The organism is Methylacidimicrobium tartarophylax, from assembly GCF_902143375.2.
Classification (GTDB): Bacteria; Verrucomicrobiota; Verrucomicrobiia; order Methylacidiphilales; family Methylacidiphilaceae; genus Methylacidimicrobium; species Methylacidimicrobium tartarophylax.
Genome location: NZ_CABFVA020000040.1, coordinates 1 through 18,287 on the forward strand (window position 1 = coordinate 1; position 18,287 = coordinate 18,287).

Below are 18,287 nucleotides of genomic sequence, written 5' to 3' on the forward strand. Positions count from 1 at the left end.
GGGCCGAGGCCCAGCCGGTCCCCGCAAGAGCGGTGAGCAGAAGAAGGCTCAGAGGGCGAAGAATGGATCTGTTCGGTCGTATGGACATGTTGTCTCCTGTTCGTGTTTGTTTCTGTCTCTGTCGCGAGCTTCCCGACTAGGGAGCACGCGTTGACTCGTCGCCTCTCGCCGACAATCGGGCGAGGTAGGCGGCTAGTCCGAGAATCGCGGAGTCCTCCAAACTTTCATGGCCGGCCATCGTTGTGCCGGGAATTCCGAATTTTATGATTCGGGCCAGACCGACGAGCCGCGCGGGGGCTTCGGACTGCGCCCCCCCCAACCAGGAGTTTCGTGTCAAGTCGCTGGGAACAGGGGATCCCACGAGCGAGGAGAGAGGCCCGTCGCCCCTACCCGAGATCCCGTGACATTGCGCGCAGTTCTCCGCAAAGAGCCTTGCCCCTGTCGTTGGATCGACCGGGCGGCTCTCCGGAGCAGGACGCCACCGCTGCACGGCCTCCATTCTTTCTTCTCGGGTCATCGAGCCGAGATCCTGCAAGTAGGCGACAAGCGCCTCTCCCCGAGGATCGCCCTCGACAAAGAGGTGCCCGTAGGAAGGCATGCGCGAGTCGGGGACGACCGAGCGCGGGTTGATCAGATGCAGCCGGTTCCACTGAGCCGAGCGTCGATTCCCCACGCGCAGCAGATCGGGTCCTTGACGGCGATTGCCGATGAGGGGAGGGATCTCCTCTCTGGCCTCCCGCGGAGGCTGGGAAGGGCCCCACCACTCCTCATCGCGGGTACCCGGCCGTACGTATTGAGAATGGCAATGGATGCATCCCTCGCGGATGTAAACCTCTCTGCCGAGCCTTTCCGGACTCTGCGCGGAGGACGGAGTCCGGAAGGAGAGAAGCTGCTTTTCATGAAGTCGGTAGGCGAGAAGGCCGATTGCGCCCAGACCCGCCCAATAGGGAATCGATTGGGGCGTTGCAAGAGAAGAGAGTGACCGGGGAAGGATCAGGCAGACAGCGGCGATCAGCGTGGCGCCGGCAAGAAAGAGAATGGGAACCGAATGGAGATTTTGGGCCATTCCGATCCCCATGGCCGAACCGACCCACCCGGCGATGACGTAAAGGAGGGCGGCACGCCAGGCGGTGGACCGTGCGGATGTCGTATTCGACAGGCTGCCTGGAGCAAAGACCAGCGCGGTCGAATAGAGGGAGACCCCGACCGGGTAAAGCCAACCCGCGGCTCTTGCTCCGACGCCATCGCCGCCCAACATGGCCGCGGATCCGGCCAGCAACAGGAAGGAGAGCGCCAGAATCCACCGCAGGTTACCCCGATCGAGGCTCCAACCGGCCGCACACGCGGCGACGAAGTGGATAACGCCGTTCCTCCATTGGAAGCTTGCTCCCCCCCAAGCGAACCGGTTGAGCAGAGGCGTCGCTTCCAGGATCGTGAAACACGCCGAATCGAGCCAGACCAGCGCCAGCAAGACGACAACAATGCTTCCGAAGCCGGGCGGGCGGGCGGGCGGAGCGTGTGAGCATCAGCCGCCCTAGTCAAAACGGCGGTGCTCATCGCCCCGAGACCGCAGGCGATTGCGCCGGCGATCGCCTGCACCTTGGGCGGGCCGGCGAAGAGAGCGGGCACGTTGCAAACTCCGTAGGCGATACCGGTCCCCAAACCGATCCGGAAACCTCGTCGTCTGCAATCGAGCAGGATGGGAATGCTCGCACAGAGGCTGACGGTGAGAAGTCCTACCGATGCTCCGATTGCTGCGGCAAGAAGGGTAAAAGAGACGGCATGGCGAGCGGTCGTCGAGAGGAGAGCGGCGGCTCCGCTGGCCAGGAAACCGATGAGCAAGAGGATCCGCAGGCGAGAGTAGTCGAAGAGCTTGGCGGCCAGCAGGCTTCCCCCGATTCCGCCGAGCCCCATCGAGAGAAGCACGCGTTGGAGACTTCCGCCGGCGATGCCCTGATCATGGACCAAGCCCAGGAAGCCGAATTGCGCGAAGAGCAGAAAATTCACATAGGTCGCCGCAATGGCCACGATGGCAGCGGAAGCGGCAAGGACGGGAGGCGGGGAAAAGGTGTCGCGGTTAGGCATCGCGGGGAAAGCTTCGCCAGAGCAAGAGGAGTTGCGCCGATGCCCAGAATCCGTCGGTGAGCGAGACGCTGATCCAGGCGCCTTCCATCCGGCCTCCGGCGATCTCTGCGGCGACGAAGACGCAGACCGCAGTTCGGAGGAGAGCCGTCAACTCCCAGACGGTGCGCAGGCAGCCCGCACGACGGCCTGCCATCCAGCAGAACAGTCCATAAAAATAGCTGGCTCCCACCGCTGCGACGAAGACTCCGATGAACCGAACCCAGACGACCTCCGGAACGGAAGCAACCCCCATCCGGGCAAGGGTCCACGCCGGAGCGAAGAGCAGGCAGAGGCCGGTGACCAGATCGCCTCCGCCGGCAAGAAGGCTGAGAGCCAGCGCCGTTCTCTCTCCCTTTTCTCCGAGCCTGACTCTTTTCGAGTCCCTCTGGATCGGGTGAGGAAGGCTCATAACGGGAGCGCTTTCCCCTGATGGATATGCAGACTGCGATGGCAACCCTTGGTGAAGCGCTGGTCGTGCGTTGCGAGGATCACGGAGGCCCCTTCCTCAGACACCAGGCGGAGGAGCAGGTTGAAGACGACATCCGCGGTTCGTTCGTCGAGGGAGCCGGTCGGCTCGTCTGCAAAGATCACCTCCGGTCGATTCATGAGAGCCCGGCAGATCGCGGTCCGCTGCCGCTCGCCGCCGGAAAGATTCTGGATCCGGCTCGTGAGCCGGTGGGAGAGGCCGACCTTCTCTGCCAGATAGCGAGCGCGCGCATCGACTTCCCGCGCAGGCCTCCGCTCGGAAAAGCAGGGAATGCGCAAGTTTTCCAGCATCGTCAGGTCCGGTATGAGATTGTGCAGTTGAAAGACGAACCCCACGTGGCGACGGCACAACCGCAGACGCGTCTCTTCCCGGGACGGATCCAGACCGAGAATGGTAATCTCCCCTCGATCCGGACGGTCCAATCCGCTGAGCAGGTGGAGGAGGGTGCTCTTCCCGGAGCCGGAGGAGCCCCAGAGCGCCACCATTTCCCCGCGCCCGATTTCCAGGTTTACCCCCTGAATGACCGGTGTCCGCCCGTGATCGAAGCTCTTCCAGACATCGCGTGCGACGATGACGCTGGACGGCTTTTCCCCGGCGGCGGGGACCGAACCAAGGCGAGGCTCTTCGGTGTTCATTCGAAACGCAAGGCTTCCGCAGGTGCGATCCGGGAAGCAAAGTAGGCGGGATAGAATGCGCCCGCGATCGCGGTGGCCAGAGTGACCACCGCCACTCCGACCAGAAGATCCATCCGGAGAGCCGCGCGGACATATCCTTGAAGCTGGGGAGCGGCGTTCATCGCCACGAGCGCAGCGAATCCCGCCGCACAACCGACCAGACTCCCCAAACCGGAAAGGATCGCCGCTTCCCCCAAGACGAGGCCGGCGACCTGCTGCCGGGAGAAGCCGCACACCCGCAACACCGCGATCTCCCGTACCCGGGCAAACACCGACATCAGCATCGTGTTGGCCACTCCCATGCCGCCGAGGAGGAAAGAGCAGATCCCAATCGCCCAGCTGGTGACATTGAGGATGCGAAACTGGGAGTAGGACCGGTTGAACTCCTTGTCCTCGAGTGCAATCAGATCCGGAAAGCGCGCATCGACCTGCTTCCGGAAGGCCGCAAAGCTCGCCCCCGGCCGCAGCTCCACGGTCGCCAAGGAAGCCTGGGACTCCTTATGAAAGAACTCCTGGGCGAGCCGCAAGGGAAAGAAGACGCCGCCATCTTCGAACCCGTTTGCCGTGCGAAGCACGCCCCCGACAAGAAAGCGGCGGCTCCCAATCGGGATCTCCTGCCCGATCGTCGCCTTGAGGAAGGAAGCCGCCCGTTCCCCGAGATAGATGGCATCTTTCTCCCGGCCGAAGGCAGCGGCCGAGCCGTGCAGCCAGTGGGCCTGGCGGAGGCGCGGATTGTCGGCTTCCACTCCGAAGCAGGTGATGATGGGATGGTTCGGAGAGCTGACGATTCCGACAAGCAGCGGGTCGACCCGTTTGACCAAGGGAAAGTTTCGGATCTCCTCGAGCTGGGAGGCACGGACGCTGCTGAAGAACAGGTCGGAGACATTCCTCTCGAAGAGAATGAACTGGCTCTCCGTCGACAGGATGTTTTGGAACATCCCTACGGCGCCCAAAACGATCGAAACAATGCACAACATGGAGGCTGCGCCGAAGCCGATACCGGCGGCCGTGATGAGGGAACGAAGCCGATGACGGCGAATGTTAATGAAAATAAGCTTGAGGAAGTCCATGCCAATCCGGCTCCTGCTCTTCGAGCAGAGCGGTGATCAGTCGTTCCGAAATGTTTTTTTGCACCGCGTCGAGAAAACCGAACCTGCGATCCGGCGTTAGGAGATCGACGGCCTGTTGCGCCAGCCTTGAGAGCCGCATCAGAGAGGAGATGGTCTCTTCCTGGCCAACGGCGAGGAGGAGGTTCGGTCTGCGCAGTCGAGCATCCCTCCCGGCCATCCGACCGATGGAGGCGGGCTCGCTCGCGTCCCGGACGTCATCAATCCCCTGGTAAAGTAGTCCCCAATAGAGGCTAATCCGATTCAGAAGAAGCCGCTGCCGCATAGGGAGGTTTGCCGCCACGGCAGGAAAACCGAGAGCCAATCGAATCAGCGGAACGGTCTTCCCTAAGGCGATCCTCAGGACTTCTCGCCGGCCTCCGGGCCGATAGGCCAGATCTTGCGCCTGTCCATTGACAATACCGGCCGATCCAAGACACCGGTCCAGGAGCCGATGCGCCTCCCTCTGCCGGGTTGCCGGAATTTGCGAGATCACTTCACCCAGCAGCGCGTAAGCCCGGGTAATGAGGGCAAGGCTGCCAAGAATGGCCGTGGGTTCCCCATGGAGAAGATGCAGGCAGATCCGCCCGCGCCTCTCCTTCGAATCATCCATGCACGGCAGATCGTCCAGGAGCAGGGAGGCGACGTGGAAATATTCGACCGCGCAGGCAAACTTCTCCGCGATGTCCGTTCGGAATCCCGCGGCGACCATCGCGCCGTAGGCAAGCTGGGTTCGAAAGAGGCTTCCCGGATTGGTCAACGCACCGACAATCGCCATGCGCAAGGCCCGTTGCATCCCCGGATGCAGAGGGGCATTTTCCTGCAGCGATCGATAGAGTATTGTTCGGATAGACCCTCCTCGCGCATTAATAAATATTCATACATTAACAAATATTCATATCAATGACGACTCGCACATCTAGCCGCAATTAACCCTGGGGAAGCAGGTCAGTCAGGTCGCTCTGGTTAAGCATGAAACAGGGGGAGGATAACAGACGTTGACCCCCTGTCAATAGTTATAAGCAAGCCTCACGATGTGAGCGGATTCTTTACAATGAATGCGCCACGAGAAAAGAGGGAGGATCGAGTACCGAGCGGAGGGCGGAACGCCGACCCAAGAGCAGTTGTTGGATGCCAGGGAGCTTGGCTTGCGGCCGGCTCAGCCGATCGGAGTCATCGTCCGGCGCAGACCCCAGAGGAACTCCTGATTCCCCGAACCTCCCAGGATCGGCGAAGGAAGCACCCCCCGATCCTCTATTTCCACCCAAGCCCTTACCCAATGGCGCAAATCCGCCACGACACGGTCCCGCACTGCCGGATCCCGAACGATTCCCCCCCTGCCGACCTCGGCCCGGCCGGCCTCGAACTGCGGCTTGATCAGTGCGACGATCCAACCCTCCGGCCGGACGAGGGGAAAGAGTGCCGGGAGGATCAGACGCAGCGAAATGAAGGCCACATCGGCCGTCGCCAGGTCCACGGTCTCTCCGAGATCCTCGGGGCGCAGTCGGCGGGCATTGACCCTCTCGCGAACCAGGACTCGCGGATCCTGCCGAAGCTTCCAATGCAGCTGTCCTCGGCCCACGTCCAGGGCAATGACCCGCCGGGCTCCCTGCTGCAAGAGGCAGTCGGTGAAGCCTCCCGTCGAGGCTCCGACATCCAGGCAAGCCCATCCGGCGGGATCAAGAGAGAAGTGGTGGAGAGCGGCCTCGAGCTTGTGGCCGCCGCGGCTGACATAACGATCGGGCTTCTCCAACGATAAAGGAGTTTCGGCATCGACCATCCGGCTCGGTTTGTCCGCCAGGGTTTCCCCGATGCGCACCCTCCCCGCCAGGATCGCCCGCTGCGCCGCGTCCCGGCTCTCGCAAAACCCTCGTTCCACCAGGGCCAAGTCGAGCCTCAGCTTTCGGGATTCCGTACTCTTGCGCGTCTCTCCGTCCAATGGCCCGTCCCCCGGTTTTCCCCGAAGCTTCTTTTCTTTTCCATGCATCGTCTTTGCGTTAATTCCCTATCGTAGCGCATTTCGGTAGGAAAGGCCGCCGGCGGTCTGACAACAGGGTAATGTGAAAATCGGTTACTCTGGATCGATGCCTCGGGAGTTCTCGAGCCCTCCCACGGAGAGCGCATCCCTTGCCACGGAAGCCAATCCCGTCGAGCGCCCTCCTCTCTTAGGAACTCCCGGCACAGTTGCCTCGGTCACAAAAGGGGTCTGCAATCTCCTCGAACGGCCCGCACCTCGCTGGTGGTGGCCGGCTACCGTGATCACCGGTCTGATTGCCCTCCTCGTCCTCGCGACCGACTCGCATCTCATCGGCACCGGCATGGGCGTCTGGGGTGTCCAGATCCCCGTCGTTTGGGGATTTGCCATCGTCAACTTCGTCTTCTGGATCGGCATCGGCCACGCGGGGACTCTCATCTCCGCGATCCTCCTGCTCACCCGGCAAAAATGGCGCAACTCCTTGAACCGCGCCGCCGAAGCGAGCGCGGTTTTCGCGGTCGCCTGCGGAGCGATGTTTCCGGCGATGCACATCGGGCGCCAATGGATGGCATGGTACCTCTTTCCGATTCCCGAATATATCGCGGCCTGGCCGAACTTTCGAGCGCCGCTGCTCTGGGACGTTGCCGCGGTCACAACCTATCTCACGGTCTCCGTGCTCTACTGGTACCTGGGGATGATCCCCGACTTTGCCACGCTGCGCGAGAGGGAGAAGCACCCCTGGCGGCGGAAGCTCTGGGCGATCCTCTCGATGGGCTGGTCGAGCTCGGCCCGGGAGTGGAATCACTACGAAATGGGCTACCTCTGCCTGGCCGGACTCCTCGCGCCGCTGGTGCTTTCCGTCCATTCCTTCGTCTCCTGCGATTTCGCGGCCACGATCCTTCCCGGGTGGCATGCGACGATCTTTCCTCCCTACTTCGGCGCCGGCGCGATCTTCGGCGGCTTTGCCGTGGTCCTCGTCCTTCTCATCCCGCTGCGGGCGCTCGTTCCGGAATTAAAGGAGTTCATCCTGCCCATCCACATCGAGCAGATGGCCAAGTGGCTGCTGACGACCGGCTCCCTGGTCGGCTACGTCTACCTGATCGAGCTCTTCATGGCCTGGTATGGCGCCAATCCCTTTGAGCGCTACGCCTTCTGGAATCGGATCGCCGGGCCGTACGCACCGGAATTCTGGGGTATGCTCACCTGCAACGCGGTGGCACCGCAACTCCTCTGGTTCCGGTCGATCCGCAAGAGGCTCTGGATCGTCTTTGGAGTGGCGGTCTTGGCCAACATCGGCATGTGGCTCGAGCGATTCGTCATCATCATCATCTCGCTTCACCGGGATTTTCTTCCCTCGTCCTGGAGTCTCTATCATCCCACCTGGGTGGACATCGGGCTCCTGATCGGCTCAGTCGGTCTCTTTCTCTTTCTCTTCCTCCTTTTTCTCCGTTTTCTCCCGGTCATCGCCATGTTCGAGGTGAAAGCCCTCTGCAGCAGCCCCGGGGAGGCGACGGCGGCTTCCCCCAAGCCCGCTCCGGCCCCGCTCCCAAACCTCGAACAGGCCACCTTTGCCCTCGGCGCCCGGTTCTGCTCCGCCGACGCGCTCTGTCGAGCCGGCCGCGCGCTCCGCGAGCGGGGCTTTCGAAAGATCGAGCTCTACTCGCCTTTCCCGTTCCATGGGCTGGCGGAGGCCGCCGGACACGGCAAGAGCTGGGTCTCCGCCTGCGTGTTGGGAGGAGGGCTCCTCGGCTTTTGTCTCGCCACTTCCCTGGAGATTTTGACCTCGATGCCCCGCCCGGATGCTCTGCGCGGCGTTCTTTCCAGCCACTTTCTGGACCTGTTTTTCCCCCTGGTCGTACAGGGCAAGCCCTACATCAGCGTGCCGGCTTTTTTTGCCGTGGTTTTCGAGACGACCGCCCTTTTCGCCGCCTTCGGAGCCGTGCTGGGGATTCTCCTCGCGAGCGCTCTGCCCCGCTTCCATCGGCCGATCTTCCACTGGGGTCTCTTCAGCCGCAGGGGTCAGGACGACGGCTTCTTCCTCCTCGTCGAGCGGCAAGACCCGCGGTTTGCCGCCGATCTCCCTCAAGTCTTGGAAAGCATGGGCGCTTTGGAGATCAGCGCCATTCCCGAGTGAGAAGAGACTCGGGGCCCGATTCAGCGCGAAGCGCTCTCTTCGGCATGGACGGGAAGGATCGGCAACGGCCGCTGACCGACCTTCTCGTTATTGACCAGGATGACGATCCAGTAAACCGCCGGTTGCGGCACTAGGAAGGGTGGCATCGGAATGGGAAGATCGAGAACCGTCTGCTCCTCGAAGGGCTGTGCATCGGCCGGAAATTGGATCTGCCCCGAGGCGCTGGCCAACACGTGACCGGATTGCGGCTCCTCGACCCGGGTCGCAATGTCCAGCTTCGGGACTCGTCCCCGCAGGTGGGTGAGCCAAACGGTGATAAAGAAGGGCGGGGTCGGGAAAGGAAACCTCGGGAGTCTCAGCTGTCCAAAGGAGTTGATCAGAGAAAGCTTCTCGGTGCCTTTCTCCCGAACCACAAGGTCGGAGAGCAAGATCGCCGGACAAAGAACGGGCTCTTGAACCACAAGCCTCACCATAGGGAGGGCCGCTTCGAGAAGCAAGCTCCTCCCTCCCCGTCACTTGCACCGAGCACGATTTTTCGGAAGGACCGCATCGAGGCGGTCCTTACGGATGGGTTCCCGCGCCGGAATCCGACCCTCCTCGGCTATCCTTAGAGGCAAATTGCGCTTTCAACTCCTTTTCCAACTTCTCTCGCAGCGACTTCCGCTGCCCCTCGGTCTCCTTCCAAAGTTGGCGAGCCATCTCCTCACGACGCTGCCAATATTGGCGCCGGAAGGTCGCGCGCTGATCTTCGGAAAGGGTAAGTCCCAATCGCTCTGCCTCTCGATCGGCGGCGCGGATCCGCTCCGCCCGCATCCGCGCGATTCGCTCCAGAAATCTTCCTTTTTGCTCGAGTTTCATTTCCTGGAACCGAGGCCACTTTTCCAACTCCGCCAGCAGGCGATCATCGGGTAGCTCCAGGAGTCCAATGATCTTCTGCTTCACTACCCACCTCTGGTGGTCGGGTTCTTCCGCAGCGCAAGCCGCATGATCCCCCGCGCGCAAGGAAACTCCTCCGGCCAGCAGACCCGCGATCAACCAGCCCGCTAAAACGAACTCTCTTCTTCCCATAGAACCGTTTCTCCTATTTCTGTTTCTCCGTTTTCCGCGTGCTCCGGCAGGAGCTGTCCTTGGAGCCAGCCGACATCCTCGACCTCTCGATGGGAGTCGATCGAAGAGAAGGCCGCATGGGCTAAGCCCTCCTCCTGCCCGTTTCTTTGTTCGGACGCCCAGAAGAAATAGCTCCCTCCACCCAAGACAAGAAAGAGGAAGACGCCGAAGGCCCACTCCAGCTGCGCCCATCGCCTTCGTCGACCCTTCTCGACCGCAAGGCGCGATAGCGTCCTGGGTGCCAGCGAACCACCGAGTTGAGGCGGTGGTGTCTGCTTGAGAAGCTGCCAAAGCGGATCTTGCTCGTCCATGCACTAGGATCCAACCGCACCGCGGCTCCTTTGTTGCGGTTTTTCTGCTTGCGTTCCCCTTTCTTTGCCGCAGTGGCCTTCGCGGGCCTTTGCTTCGGGCTGCTTGGCCTTCTCCTCCGCTCGGACGGAGGAGGAAGGGCGGCAGAGAGGGACGCCAAGGAGCTATCCCGGCGATGTTGCCCGTCCCGCGATCATTTCTTGAAAACGAGCGGCGTTGCGCACCCCGTAGTCCCGATAACAGTTGTTGAAGAGGACATGGATCTGCGAAGCCCGCAGGGATCCGACCCCGGCGGCAAGCTCGCGCAGCTCCCCATCGTCGTACAAGTACCGGAACCGCTCGGCGGCGGAGGAGAGATTCCGGGCCATCCAGGTCTCTCGGTTCCTTCCATGCAGACGCACCACGGCGATCTCGGACTCCGGAATCCTCCAGAGCGCCGGAATGCTCGCCCGGGTCCCCTGCGGCTCGTCGACAATCACGGGAATGAACCCATGCTCAGCCTCCCACCGGAGCGTCTCTTCGGCCCGCCCGCCGGAAAACCAGGTTGCATTGCGGAACTCGACGGCGATCCGATCACTCTGGAGCATCTCGGCGCAATGCAGCAGATGCTCGATGTTCTCCCGCCCATAGGAAAACCAAGGAGGGAATTGAAAGAGAACGACGCCCAGCTTCCCGGATTCCCTCAGAGGAGAGAGGCCGTCGGAAAATCGCTTCCAGAGCTCCTGTCGAACCTCTGCCGCCAGATCCCGATAGTAGATCTTCTCCCGATCTGCCCGACCGGTCGGCGGCCTCAAATCCGGAGGAAGCGCGGCAGGGGAAGCGGGGTGCTGGGTCAAGAGACGGAAGGCCTTGCAGTCGAATACGAATCCGGCGGAAGTCCGCTCCGCCCACCGTCTTGCGTTCTCCCGTCGAGGAAGCGCATAGTAGGTCGCATCGATTTCGACCAGCGGGAAATGGGCCGCGTAGTAGCGAAGGCGAGACTCGGCATCACGGGCTTCCGCGGGATACCAGCCGGAACGCAGCAAGGTCGGATCCGTCCAGGAAGCCGTTCCAACCAGAACAGACGTCATCTCGCTGCGCGGAGGCGCTCCCCTCTTACAGCCCCATGAGATTCACGGCAACCTCCCGATACCAGGAGACGAACCTGTCGATCCCCACCCCAAGCGGGGTGTTCGGGGTAAATCCCGCTTCCTTCTCGAGTTCGGTCGTGTCCGCTGCCGTCGCCGTCACGTCGCCTGGAGGCGTCGGGGAAAAATGAAGAATCGCCTTTTTGCCGGCCGCCTTCTCGATCGCCTCCACCAGCTCTCGAACGGACAGCGGGGTGCGATTGCCGACGTTGAAAATCCGGTAGGGAGCCGAACTGCTCGAGGGGTCTGGATGAACCGGATCCCAGTGGGGGTCTGAGGCGGCCGGCCGAGAAATGAGTCGCGCCACCGCTTCGATCACGTCGTCCACGTAGGTAAAGTCCCGCCGGAGCTCCCCTTTTCCATAAACCTCGATCGGCTCGCCCCGCAGAATGGCCCGCGTAAAGGAAAAGTAGGCCATGTCGGGACGTCCCCAAGGTCCGTAGACGGTAAAGAAGCGCAATCCGGTGGTCGGCAGCCCGTAGAGGTGGCTGTAGGCATGGGCGAGCAGCTCCCCCGCCCGCTTGGTGGCGGCGTAAACACTGGCCGGATGGCCCGTGTCCCCTCGCACCGAAAACGGAAGCGAGGCGTTCAAGCCGTAGACCGAGCTCGAGCTCGCGTAGAGCAGGTGGCGCAGGAGGGCGGAACGACGGGCGGCTTCGAGCAGATGAACCGTCCCAAGAACATTATCTTCCACGTAGGCGGCCGGCTCCCGGAGGCTATAGCGGACGCCGGCCTGGGCCGCGAAGTGGACGATCGCCTCCGGCTGCTCCTGCGCGAGAAGCTCGTCGATCCGTTTTGCGTGGCGCAGATCGACTCTTTCAAACCGAAACGAAGGGGAATCCTGAAGAAGGCGCAGTCTCGCCTCCTTGAGCTTGATGGAGTAGTAGGCATTCAGGTTGTCAATCCCGACGACCTGCTCACCCTGTGCGAGGAGCCTTCGAGCGAGCGAAAATCCGAGGAAGCCCGCGCTGCCGGTAATTAAAATCTTCATGACATGGACACTCCCTTCCCTTCCTTCCTTCTCGAGAATCGCGTAAAGAGCTCCCGACAGAGATCCCTCGGAAGGGAGACCTCCTCCGGCCAGGGGCGGGGATAGCCTTCGGCCGGCAGCTTCCGGGTGGCGTCGATCCCCACATGACTTCCGACGTTCGGGACCGTCGGGGCGTGATCCAAGCTGTCGCAGGGCCCACGGGTAAAGAGAAAATCCCGCTCCGGATCGACGTTGGCGCAGAGATGGAAGAGGACGTCCGCCGTGTCATGAACGTTCACCTCGGCATCGACGACCACCAGGATCTTCGTAAACATCATCTGCCCCATGCCCCAGAGTCCGTGCATCACCTTGTAGGCTTGATAAGGGTACTGCTTGCGGATGCTGAGGAAGACGAGGTTGTGGAAGACCCCTTCGGGAGGGAGCGCCAAATCCACGATCTCCGGGAAGGTCGCCTGGAGAATCGGGAAGAGAAGACGGACGCTCGCGGTTCCCAGATAGAAGTCCTCCATCGGAGGCTTGCCCACGATTGTCGCCGGGTAGACCGCGTCCTTCCGGTGAGTGATGCAGGTGAGGTGAAAGACCGGATACGGCTCGACGGGCGTGTAGAAGCCGGTGTGATCCCCGAACGGCCCTTCGGGGCGAAGCTCGGGCGGTTCCACGTACCCTTCGAGCACGAAATCGGAGTTCGCCGGAACCTCGAGATCGACCGTTTCGCAGCGGACCAGAGGAATGCCTTTTTTCCGCAGAAATCCGGCGAAGAGCAGCTCGTCGATCCCGTCTGGGAGGGGTGCGGTGGCCGCGAAGGTCAGCACCGGATCTCCGCCCAGGCAGACGGCAACCGGCATGCGCACCCCTTTCTCCCAATACTCCTTCCCGTGGCGAGCTCCGACCTTGTGGATCTGCCAGTGCATGCCGGTCGTGGCCTCATCGTAGACTTGCATCCGGTACATGCCGACATTGCGTCTTCCCGTCTCGAGATCTTTGGTAAAGACCTGCGGCAGCGTGATGAAGGCCCCCCCGTCCTTCGGCCAGCACCGGAGAACCGGAAGGATGGACAGATCCAGCTCCGCCGAAGCTCCCATCCTGACGATCCGGTCCCGACAGGGTCCGTCCTTAACCCGGTGCGGCCGGCTCCGGACGAGCCCAAGTCCCTCGCGAAAGAGCTCCCAACCTTCCCGGAAGGAGCGAGGCGGCTCGGCGTGGAGGAGCGCTCGAATCTCCTCGACGAGATCTGCCACCGGCATCCCCAAAACGAGCTCGATCCGCCGCTCGGAACCAAAGGCGTTGATCAGCACGGGAAAGGGCGAAATCGTTCCGTCCGGAAGGAGAGGTTTTTCCACGAGGAGCGCATCGCCCCCCCGAGGAGACTTCATCTCTCGGTCGGCCAGCGCGGTGATCTCCAGCTCCGTCCGCACCGGCTCCGAGATCCGGAGCAGCTCCCCTTCGCGCTCCAAATGACGGGCAAAGTCAGAAAAACCTCCGCACTCCATGGGTTGACCCGCTCCTCTCGCCCTCCCGCAACGAGGGATGACGTTTACGATACCCAAGGGCCCCGAGCAAACAGAAGGAAAAAGCCGATCCGCGGTTTACGAAGACCGTGGATGAAGGCCGCATTCGCGCTTCCAGCCGAAAAAGCGGGTCTCCTCCGGGAGCATCCCCTCTTCCCACGGTCGGCTTGTCGGCACATCCCCCACCGAGACGTAGCCTTGGGAAGCGAGCGGATGCCGGGGAATCGCCCACTGATCGAGATAGGCTTCCACCTGCTCGTCGCTCCAATCGACGATCGGATGCATCTTCGCCATCTCGCCCTGCCATTGGAGAACCGGCAGATCCGCCCGCGTTCTCGCCTGGGTCCGGCGCACTCCCGCAAGCCAGCAGTGGGCGTGCAATTCCGCCAAGGCCCGGCGCATCGGCTCGACCTTGCGCAGTTCATTATATCGATTCAGCCCCTCTACTCCGTTTTCCCAGAGACGTCCGTACCGAGCCTCGAACCAAGCGGCCGAAAACGGAGCTTGCACCACATAAAGCCGAAGCCCGAGCCGCTCGGCGAGCAGGTCCGCATAGCGGTAGGTTTCGGGGAAGAGATAGCCGGTGTCGACGAAAATGACCGGAATTTCCGGCCGCAGCCGCGTGGCGAGATGCAGGAGGACGGCCGCCTGGATGCCGAAGCTCGAGCTCAGCACGACGCGATCACCGAACCGGTCGAATGCCCACTGCAGACGCTCCACCGCGCTCTTCCCTTCCAGCGCCGCTTCTGCTTCCACGCTTTCCGCGGCTTGCCCCGCTTTGCCCTCGCTCCCGCTTCCCTCCTCTGCTTGAATCTTCTCCAGATCGGGAGGAGCAGAAGCAGCGTCGTGGGCTTCAAAAGTGCTTGGCTTTTCCATATCTCTGTTTACTCTATAGACTCATGAGCCATTTGAGCAAGCTTGAATCGCAGAGCGTTTTTCTCTTGAGAGAGGCTTACCGCACGTTCCAACGCGTCGGAATGCCTTGGTCGATGGGGAAGGACTCGAACGTGCTTCTCTGGCTTGCGCAAAAAGCATTCTGCGGCCGAATCCCCTTCCCCGTTCTCCACATCGATACGACGTACGAATTTCCGGAAATGATGGAGTTCCGCGCATGGGCAGAGACGCATTACGGTCTCCAGCTCATCGTGAAGATCAACGAAGAGGCGATTGCCCGCGGCGTGGGCTACGAAACACACGACCCCATCACGGTAACCCACGAGCTCAAGACAGTCGCCCTCCGCCAAGCCCTGGAGGAATATGGATGGGACGCTCTGATCACCGGCATTCGCCGAGACGAGGATCCGACTCGGGCGAAGGAACGCTACTTTTCGCCGCGCTCTTCCGAAGGGGAATGGAACTACAAGGACCAGCCTCCGGAATTCTGGAATCAATTCGCTCTTCCCCCCAAAGGGGCAGGCGGTCATGTGCGGGTGCAACCCCTACTCGACTGGACCGAATACGATATCTGGCTCTATATCCGCCGGGAAAAGATCCCGATTCCCCCACTCTATTTTGCACGGAATGGCAAACGCTTCCGCTCCATCGGCTGCCAACCGATCACGCATCCGGTGCCGAGCACGGCCTCGACGGTGGACGAGATCATCGCCGAACTCTATGCCACTCGCACGCCTGAGCGGGCCGGACGAGCGCAAGACCATCACGAGCGGAACGCGATGCAAAAGCTTCGCGCCAAGGGATTTCTATAAGAAAGGGCCAATCTACCATGCATTTTTCCACTTCCGAGGAGGTCCTGCCGATCGTCGTGATCGGCCATGTCGACCACGGAAAATCGACCCTGATCGGTCGTCTGCTCTTCGATACGGGCTCCGTCCCGGAGGGGAAGGCGGAAGAGCTCGCCCGGGCCGCCGCCGCCGAGGGGATGCCCTTCGAGCATGCCTTCCTGCTCGATTCCCTCCTCGAAGAACAGGCTCAGAACGTGACGATCGACACAACGGAGATCCGGTTCCGAACGAAGAAAAGGCGGTATGCGATCATCGACGCTCCCGGTCACAAGGAGTTCCTCAAGAACATGCTCTCCGGCGCGGCGAGAGCCCACGCGGCCGTGCTGGTCGTCGATGCCCAGGAAGGGGTTCGCGAGCAGACGCGCCGCCATGCGATGCTGCTGCCCATCTTGGGGATTCAACACATCATCGTGGCAGTCAATAAGATGGACCTGGTCGACTTTTCGGAAGGCCGCTACCGGGAAATCGCCGGAGCCCTGGCAGCCCTCTTTCAGGAGCTCGGCCTGCCGGAACCCACCTCTCTCCCGCTTTCCGCTCGAAACGGAGAGAATATCGTCCAACCGAGCGTACAAATGCCCTGGCACATCGGAGGACCTCTTCTCGAAGCGCTCGACTCGGTTCCCTCTCCCCCTGGGCTCGACGCGTTGCCGCTTCGCTTCGCCGTACAGGATGTCTATCGCCGCGGCACCGAACGGCTGATCGCAGGGCGCGTGGAAACGGGCACGTTGCGCGTCGGAGATGACCTTCTTTTCTGGCCGGGCCGCAAGCGAGCCCGCCTGCGCTCCTTTGCGGAGTGGCCGACCGAAACGACGCCTACGGAAGCTTCCGCCGGTCGATCGACAGCGCTGATCCTGGAAGAGGAGATCTTTGTCGAACGAGGGATGATCGGCAGCTCCCTCGAAAAAACGCCGATCGAGGCACGCGAATTTCCCGCGAAGATTTTTTGGCTCGGACCGGACCCTCTCCGGGTGGGAGAAAACTACGAGCTCCGCCTAGTAACCCAATCGGTGGGTGCACGCGTCATGGAAGTGGATCGGGTGATCGACGCGGAAACGCTTTCCGTCCAAGACTCCTGCAAGCCGGGAGTGGAGGCGAACGAGATTGCGGAGGTACTCGTTCGTACCCAGCAGCCGCTTGCGCTTGACAATGCTTCCGAGATTGCCCAGACCGGACGATTCATTCTGGCCAGAGAAGGAAGGATTCTCGGTGGGGGAATCGTTCTCGGTGCCCGCTATCCGAGAGCTTCCCTGCCTCCGATTCAAAGCAGTCCTCTTTTCTGGACGGAAGGAGAGATCGACCGGAACGAACGGGCGCGCGCGCAGGGGCATGGCGGGGCAATCCTCTGGTTCACCGGTCTCTCCGGAGCGGGAAAATCGACACTCGCCTTCCAGTTGGAGGCCCAGCTCTTTCGCCGTGGGATCTGGGCCTACGTTCTCGACGGGGATAATCTGCGCCACGGACTCTCGAGCGATCTCGGCTTTAGCGCCCAAGACAGGAGAGAAAACATCCGAAGAGCGGCGGAAGCCGCTCGCATCCTCGCCGATGCGGGCAGCGTGGCGATCGTGGCCTTGATCTCCCCGTTTCGCGCCGACCGGCGCAAGGCGCGGGAAATCGCCGAAGCCGCAGGCATCCCCTTTCGAGAGATCTTCGTGCACGCCCCCCTTGATGTCTGCCGGGCGCGCGATCCGAAGGCGCTCTACATACGGGCCGAGCGCGGGGAGATCTCCGAATTTACGGGAGTCGATTCGCCCTACGAAATTCCCGAAGCAGCCGAGCTTGCGCTCCCTACCCATGAGCTCTCGCCCGCCGAATGCCTCGAAACATTGACGAAGATCACTCTGGAGGCGATTGCTCTCCCGAATCGGCCCTCCTTGCGGGAAGATCCCGCCGCGAACATTTAACCTGCCTGTCTCCTCGACAGAAGATGCCGCTTAAGCGCCGCTTAAGCCGCCGCTCCGGCAACCGCGTCAGGAGCCTTCCACGGGGGAAGGCATGGGTTTGGCCGCGGTTTCAGGAAATGCTTCCAGCAAGGAGGATGCGACGGCGGCTTTCCAGATCGGCACGTCGGCCTTGAGCCTTTGGATGAGTTCCTCGGCGATCCGAAATGCGGTTCCGCGCCTCTCGGCCTTAACTTGGAGATAGAGAGAGGGTTCCCCCACGGGAACCGTTCCCAGCCGATGAATGAGGACGAGTTCGTGGCAGAGTCCGCGCTCCGCCACCTCCTCGGCGATCCGCTCCAGCTCCTTCTTGGCCATCTCCCGGTAGGCCTCATAGGCGAGTGCCGTGATCGGCTTGCCCCCTTCCCGGCCACGAACGACACCGAAAAATTCGACGACCGCCCCGGATGACCCTTCTAAAGGGAAGGCAAGGCATGGCCGCTCGATGGGCCGGTCGATCAGAGAAATGGTGATGCCCATGATTCACCCTCCGCTGACCGGCGGAAGCACGGCCATCTCGTCCGCCTCTCCGACCGGGTTGTCCCAAGAGCAATACTCGAGATCCAAGCTGACCCGGACTCCGAAGAGCTTTTCAAAAAATCCGGGAGAGAGCCTTTCGAGGATTTCGCGCGGAGTCTCCTCGGGCCGAACGAGGACGAGGCGTTCCCGAAAACCCAGGAGTTCCCTTGCTTGCGCGAAGAGCAGCAGGCGGATCGTCCTTTCTCCGGAACTCATTTTTACCCTCCCAAGGCGGTCATCGCTCGCTCCGGCTCGTAGTAGTCCCGGAAAGAGTGTTCGAGCGGCTTCTTCCGCAACGTGTCCAGGAAGGTCTCGCGCAAACCTTCTCGATCGATCGCAGGACGTAAAAAAGGGCGTAGATCGACCTCCATCTGGTTTCCAAGGCAGGGGCGGAGCTTCCCATCCGCCGTAAGACGCATCTTGTTGCACTGCTCGCAAAAATGGAGATCGCTCAGCGCTCCGATAAACCCCACGGTGACTCCGCGCTTTCCCATCCGGAAGTAGCGGGCGGGGCCGAAGCCCAGTGACTGCTCCACCGGCTCGAGCC

18 protein-coding genes and 1 pseudogene are annotated in these 18,287 nt (G+C 61.8%); 3 read left to right on the plus strand and 16 right to left on the minus strand.

The features are described 5' to 3' along the window. Window positions 1–136: 136 nt before the first annotated feature. The 6 genes from MAMT_RS04660 to MAMT_RS04685 all read right to left on the minus strand — a co-directional run bounded on the left by MAMT_RS04660 (window position 137) and on the right by MAMT_RS04685 (window position 6,378). Complete coding sequence (locus MAMT_RS04660; protein ID WP_142659850.1) at window positions 137–1,471, minus strand: cytochrome c; 1,335 nt, start codon at window positions 1,469–1,471, stop codon at window positions 137–139. Between the two features lie 606 nt (window positions 1,472–2,077). Continuing rightward, window positions 2,078–2,533, minus strand: a complete 456-nt coding sequence (locus MAMT_RS04665) for a hypothetical protein (RefSeq protein WP_142659851.1) — start codon at window positions 2,531–2,533, stop codon at window positions 2,078–2,080. Further along, the gene (locus MAMT_RS04670) at window positions 2,530–3,246 is read right to left on the minus strand and encodes an ABC transporter ATP-binding protein (RefSeq protein WP_142659852.1); all 717 of its coding nucleotides are present in this window, start codon (window positions 3,244–3,246) and stop codon (window positions 2,530–2,532) included. The genes MAMT_RS04665 and MAMT_RS04670 overlap by 4 nt, the downstream gene beginning before the upstream one ends. Continuing rightward, complete coding sequence (locus MAMT_RS04675; protein WP_142659853.1) at window positions 3,243–4,355, minus strand: ABC transporter permease; 1,113 nt, start codon at window positions 4,353–4,355, stop codon at window positions 3,243–3,245. The genes MAMT_RS04670 and MAMT_RS04675 overlap by 4 nt, the downstream gene beginning before the upstream one ends. Next, complete coding sequence (locus MAMT_RS04680) at window positions 4,327–5,169, minus strand: polyprenyl synthetase family protein (protein WP_178086917.1); 843 nt, start codon at window positions 5,167–5,169, stop codon at window positions 4,327–4,329. Before MAMT_RS04680 ends, MAMT_RS04675 begins: the two co-directional genes overlap by 29 nt. Window positions 5,170–5,550: 381 nt before the next feature. Beyond that, the gene (locus MAMT_RS04685; protein ID WP_142659855.1) at window positions 5,551–6,378 is read right to left on the minus strand and encodes a TlyA family RNA methyltransferase; all 828 of its coding nucleotides are present in this window, start codon (window positions 6,376–6,378) and stop codon (window positions 5,551–5,553) included. Window positions 6,379–6,475: 97 nt separating this feature from the next. On the opposite strand from MAMT_RS04685, the gene MAMT_RS04690 reads away from it, so the two are divergent. Next, entirely contained in the window at window positions 6,476–8,500 is a 2,025-nt protein-coding gene (locus tag MAMT_RS04690) for a quinol:electron acceptor oxidoreductase subunit ActD (RefSeq protein WP_246186528.1), read from the plus strand. A gap of 20 nt (window positions 8,501–8,520) precedes the next feature. Here MAMT_RS04690 and MAMT_RS04695 read toward each other — a convergent pair whose 3' ends face one another. From MAMT_RS04695 to MAMT_RS04725, 7 genes are all read right to left on the minus strand, one after another. Further along, window positions 8,521–8,997 (minus strand): DUF6941 family protein, encoded by a 477-nt coding sequence (locus MAMT_RS04695; protein WP_246186529.1) that lies wholly within the window; start codon window positions 8,995–8,997, stop codon window positions 8,521–8,523. A 64-nt stretch (window positions 8,998–9,061) separates the two neighbouring features. Next, entirely contained in the window at window positions 9,062–9,568 is a 507-nt protein-coding gene (locus MAMT_RS04700; protein WP_142659858.1) for a hypothetical protein, read from the minus strand. Further along, window positions 9,544–9,918 carry a DUF2165 domain-containing protein gene (locus MAMT_RS04705; protein ID WP_142659859.1) on the minus strand — a complete coding sequence of 125 codons (375 nt, stop codon included), beginning with the start codon at window positions 9,916–9,918 and terminating at the stop codon, window positions 9,544–9,546. The genes MAMT_RS04700 and MAMT_RS04705 overlap by 25 nt, the downstream gene beginning before the upstream one ends. A gap of 162 nt (window positions 9,919–10,080) precedes the next feature. Further along, window positions 10,081–10,986: a DUF72 domain-containing protein gene (locus tag MAMT_RS04710; protein ID WP_142659860.1), complete on the minus strand. Its 906-nt coding sequence runs from the start codon at window positions 10,984–10,986 to the stop codon at window positions 10,081–10,083. Window positions 10,987–11,011: 25 nt separating this feature from the next. Continuing rightward, on the minus strand, window positions 11,012–12,034 hold the full coding sequence (locus MAMT_RS04715; RefSeq protein ID WP_142659861.1) for an NAD-dependent epimerase/dehydratase family protein: 1,023 nt from the start codon (window positions 12,032–12,034) through the stop codon (window positions 11,012–11,014). Continuing rightward, complete coding sequence (locus MAMT_RS04720) at window positions 12,031–13,524, minus strand: menaquinone biosynthesis decarboxylase (protein ID WP_142659862.1); 1,494 nt, start codon at window positions 13,522–13,524, stop codon at window positions 12,031–12,033. Before MAMT_RS04720 ends, MAMT_RS04715 begins: the two co-directional genes overlap by 4 nt. Before the next feature lie 96 nt (window positions 13,525–13,620). Further along, the gene (locus MAMT_RS04725) at window positions 13,621–14,418 is read right to left on the minus strand and encodes a phosphoadenylyl-sulfate reductase (RefSeq protein ID WP_142659863.1); all 798 of its coding nucleotides are present in this window, start codon (window positions 14,416–14,418) and stop codon (window positions 13,621–13,623) included. A gap of 23 nt (window positions 14,419–14,441) precedes the next feature. On the opposite strand from MAMT_RS04725, the gene cysD reads away from it, so the two are divergent. Next, entirely contained in the window at window positions 14,442–15,248 is an 807-nt protein-coding gene (gene cysD / locus MAMT_RS04730; protein ID WP_142659864.1) for a sulfate adenylyltransferase subunit CysD, read from the plus strand. 17 nt (window positions 15,249–15,265) lie between these two features. Continuing rightward, on the plus strand, window positions 15,266–17,185 hold the full coding sequence (gene cysC / locus MAMT_RS04735) for an adenylyl-sulfate kinase (RefSeq protein WP_142659865.1): 1,920 nt from the start codon (window positions 15,266–15,268) through the stop codon (window positions 17,183–17,185). A 66-nt stretch (window positions 17,186–17,251) separates the two neighbouring features. Here the strand turns inward: cysC and MAMT_RS04740 are convergent, their stop codons facing one another. From MAMT_RS04740 to MAMT_RS04750, 3 genes and pseudogenes are all read right to left on the minus strand, one after another. Continuing rightward, entirely contained in the window at window positions 17,252–17,701 is a 450-nt protein-coding gene (locus MAMT_RS04740; RefSeq protein WP_142659866.1) for a molybdopterin synthase catalytic subunit, read from the minus strand. Between the two features lie 3 nt (window positions 17,702–17,704). Next, the gene (locus MAMT_RS04745; protein WP_142659867.1) at window positions 17,705–17,956 is read right to left on the minus strand and encodes a MoaD/ThiS family protein; all 252 of its coding nucleotides are present in this window, start codon (window positions 17,954–17,956) and stop codon (window positions 17,705–17,707) included. Window positions 17,957–17,958: 2 nt separating this feature from the next. Continuing rightward, window positions 17,959–18,287 (minus strand): annotated as a pseudogene (locus tag MAMT_RS04750) (GTP 3',8-cyclase MoaA); the annotation flags it as partial.

What these genes read in the sequence shown, in the direction of transcription:
- MAMT_RS04680 (WP_178086917.1), bottom strand. Translation starts at nt 5,169, where the DNA reads ATGGCGATTGTCGGTGCGTTGACCAATCCGGGAAGCCTCTTTCGAACC.
- MAMT_RS04665 (WP_142659851.1), bottom strand. Translation starts at nt 2,533, where the DNA reads ATGAGCCTTCCTCACCCGATCCAGAGGGACTCGAAAAGAGTCAGGCTC.
- MAMT_RS04740 (WP_142659866.1), bottom strand. Translation starts at nt 17,701, where the DNA reads ATGGGCATCACCATTTCTCTGATCGACCGGCCCATCGAGCGGCCATGC.
- MAMT_RS04705 (WP_142659859.1), bottom strand. Translation starts at nt 9,918, where the DNA reads ATGGACGAGCAAGATCCGCTTTGGCAGCTTCTCAAGCAGACACCACCG.
- MAMT_RS04720 (WP_142659862.1), bottom strand. Translation starts at nt 13,524, where the DNA reads ATGGAGTGCGGAGGTTTTTCTGACTTTGCCCGTCATTTGGAGCGCGAA.
- MAMT_RS04710 (WP_142659860.1), bottom strand. Translation starts at nt 10,986, where the DNA reads ATGACGTCTGTTCTGGTTGGAACGGCTTCCTGGACGGATCCGACCTTG.
- MAMT_RS04700 (WP_142659858.1), bottom strand. Translation starts at nt 9,568, where the DNA reads ATGGGAAGAAGAGAGTTCGTTTTAGCGGGCTGGTTGATCGCGGGTCTG.
- MAMT_RS04725 (WP_142659863.1), bottom strand. Translation starts at nt 14,418, where the DNA reads ATGGAAAAGCCAAGCACTTTTGAAGCCCACGACGCTGCTTCTGCTCCT.
- MAMT_RS04675 (WP_142659853.1), bottom strand. Translation starts at nt 4,355, where the DNA reads ATGGACTTCCTCAAGCTTATTTTCATTAACATTCGCCGTCATCGGCTT.
- MAMT_RS04670 (WP_142659852.1), bottom strand. Translation starts at nt 3,246, where the DNA reads ATGAACACCGAAGAGCCTCGCCTTGGTTCGGTCCCCGCCGCCGGGGAA.
- cysC (WP_142659865.1), top strand. Translation starts at nt 15,266, where the DNA reads ATGCATTTTTCCACTTCCGAGGAGGTCCTGCCGATCGTCGTGATCGGC.
- cysD (WP_142659864.1), top strand. Translation starts at nt 14,442, where the DNA reads ATGAGCCATTTGAGCAAGCTTGAATCGCAGAGCGTTTTTCTCTTGAGA.
- MAMT_RS04685 (WP_142659855.1), bottom strand. Translation starts at nt 6,378, where the DNA reads ATGCATGGAAAAGAAAAGAAGCTTCGGGGAAAACCGGGGGACGGGCCA.
- MAMT_RS04715 (WP_142659861.1), bottom strand. Translation starts at nt 12,034, where the DNA reads ATGAAGATTTTAATTACCGGCAGCGCGGGCTTCCTCGGATTTTCGCTC.
- MAMT_RS04745 (WP_142659867.1), bottom strand. Translation starts at nt 17,956, where the DNA reads ATGAGTTCCGGAGAAAGGACGATCCGCCTGCTGCTCTTCGCGCAAGCA.
- MAMT_RS04690 (WP_246186528.1), top strand. Translation starts at nt 6,476, where the DNA reads ATGCCTCGGGAGTTCTCGAGCCCTCCCACGGAGAGCGCATCCCTTGCC.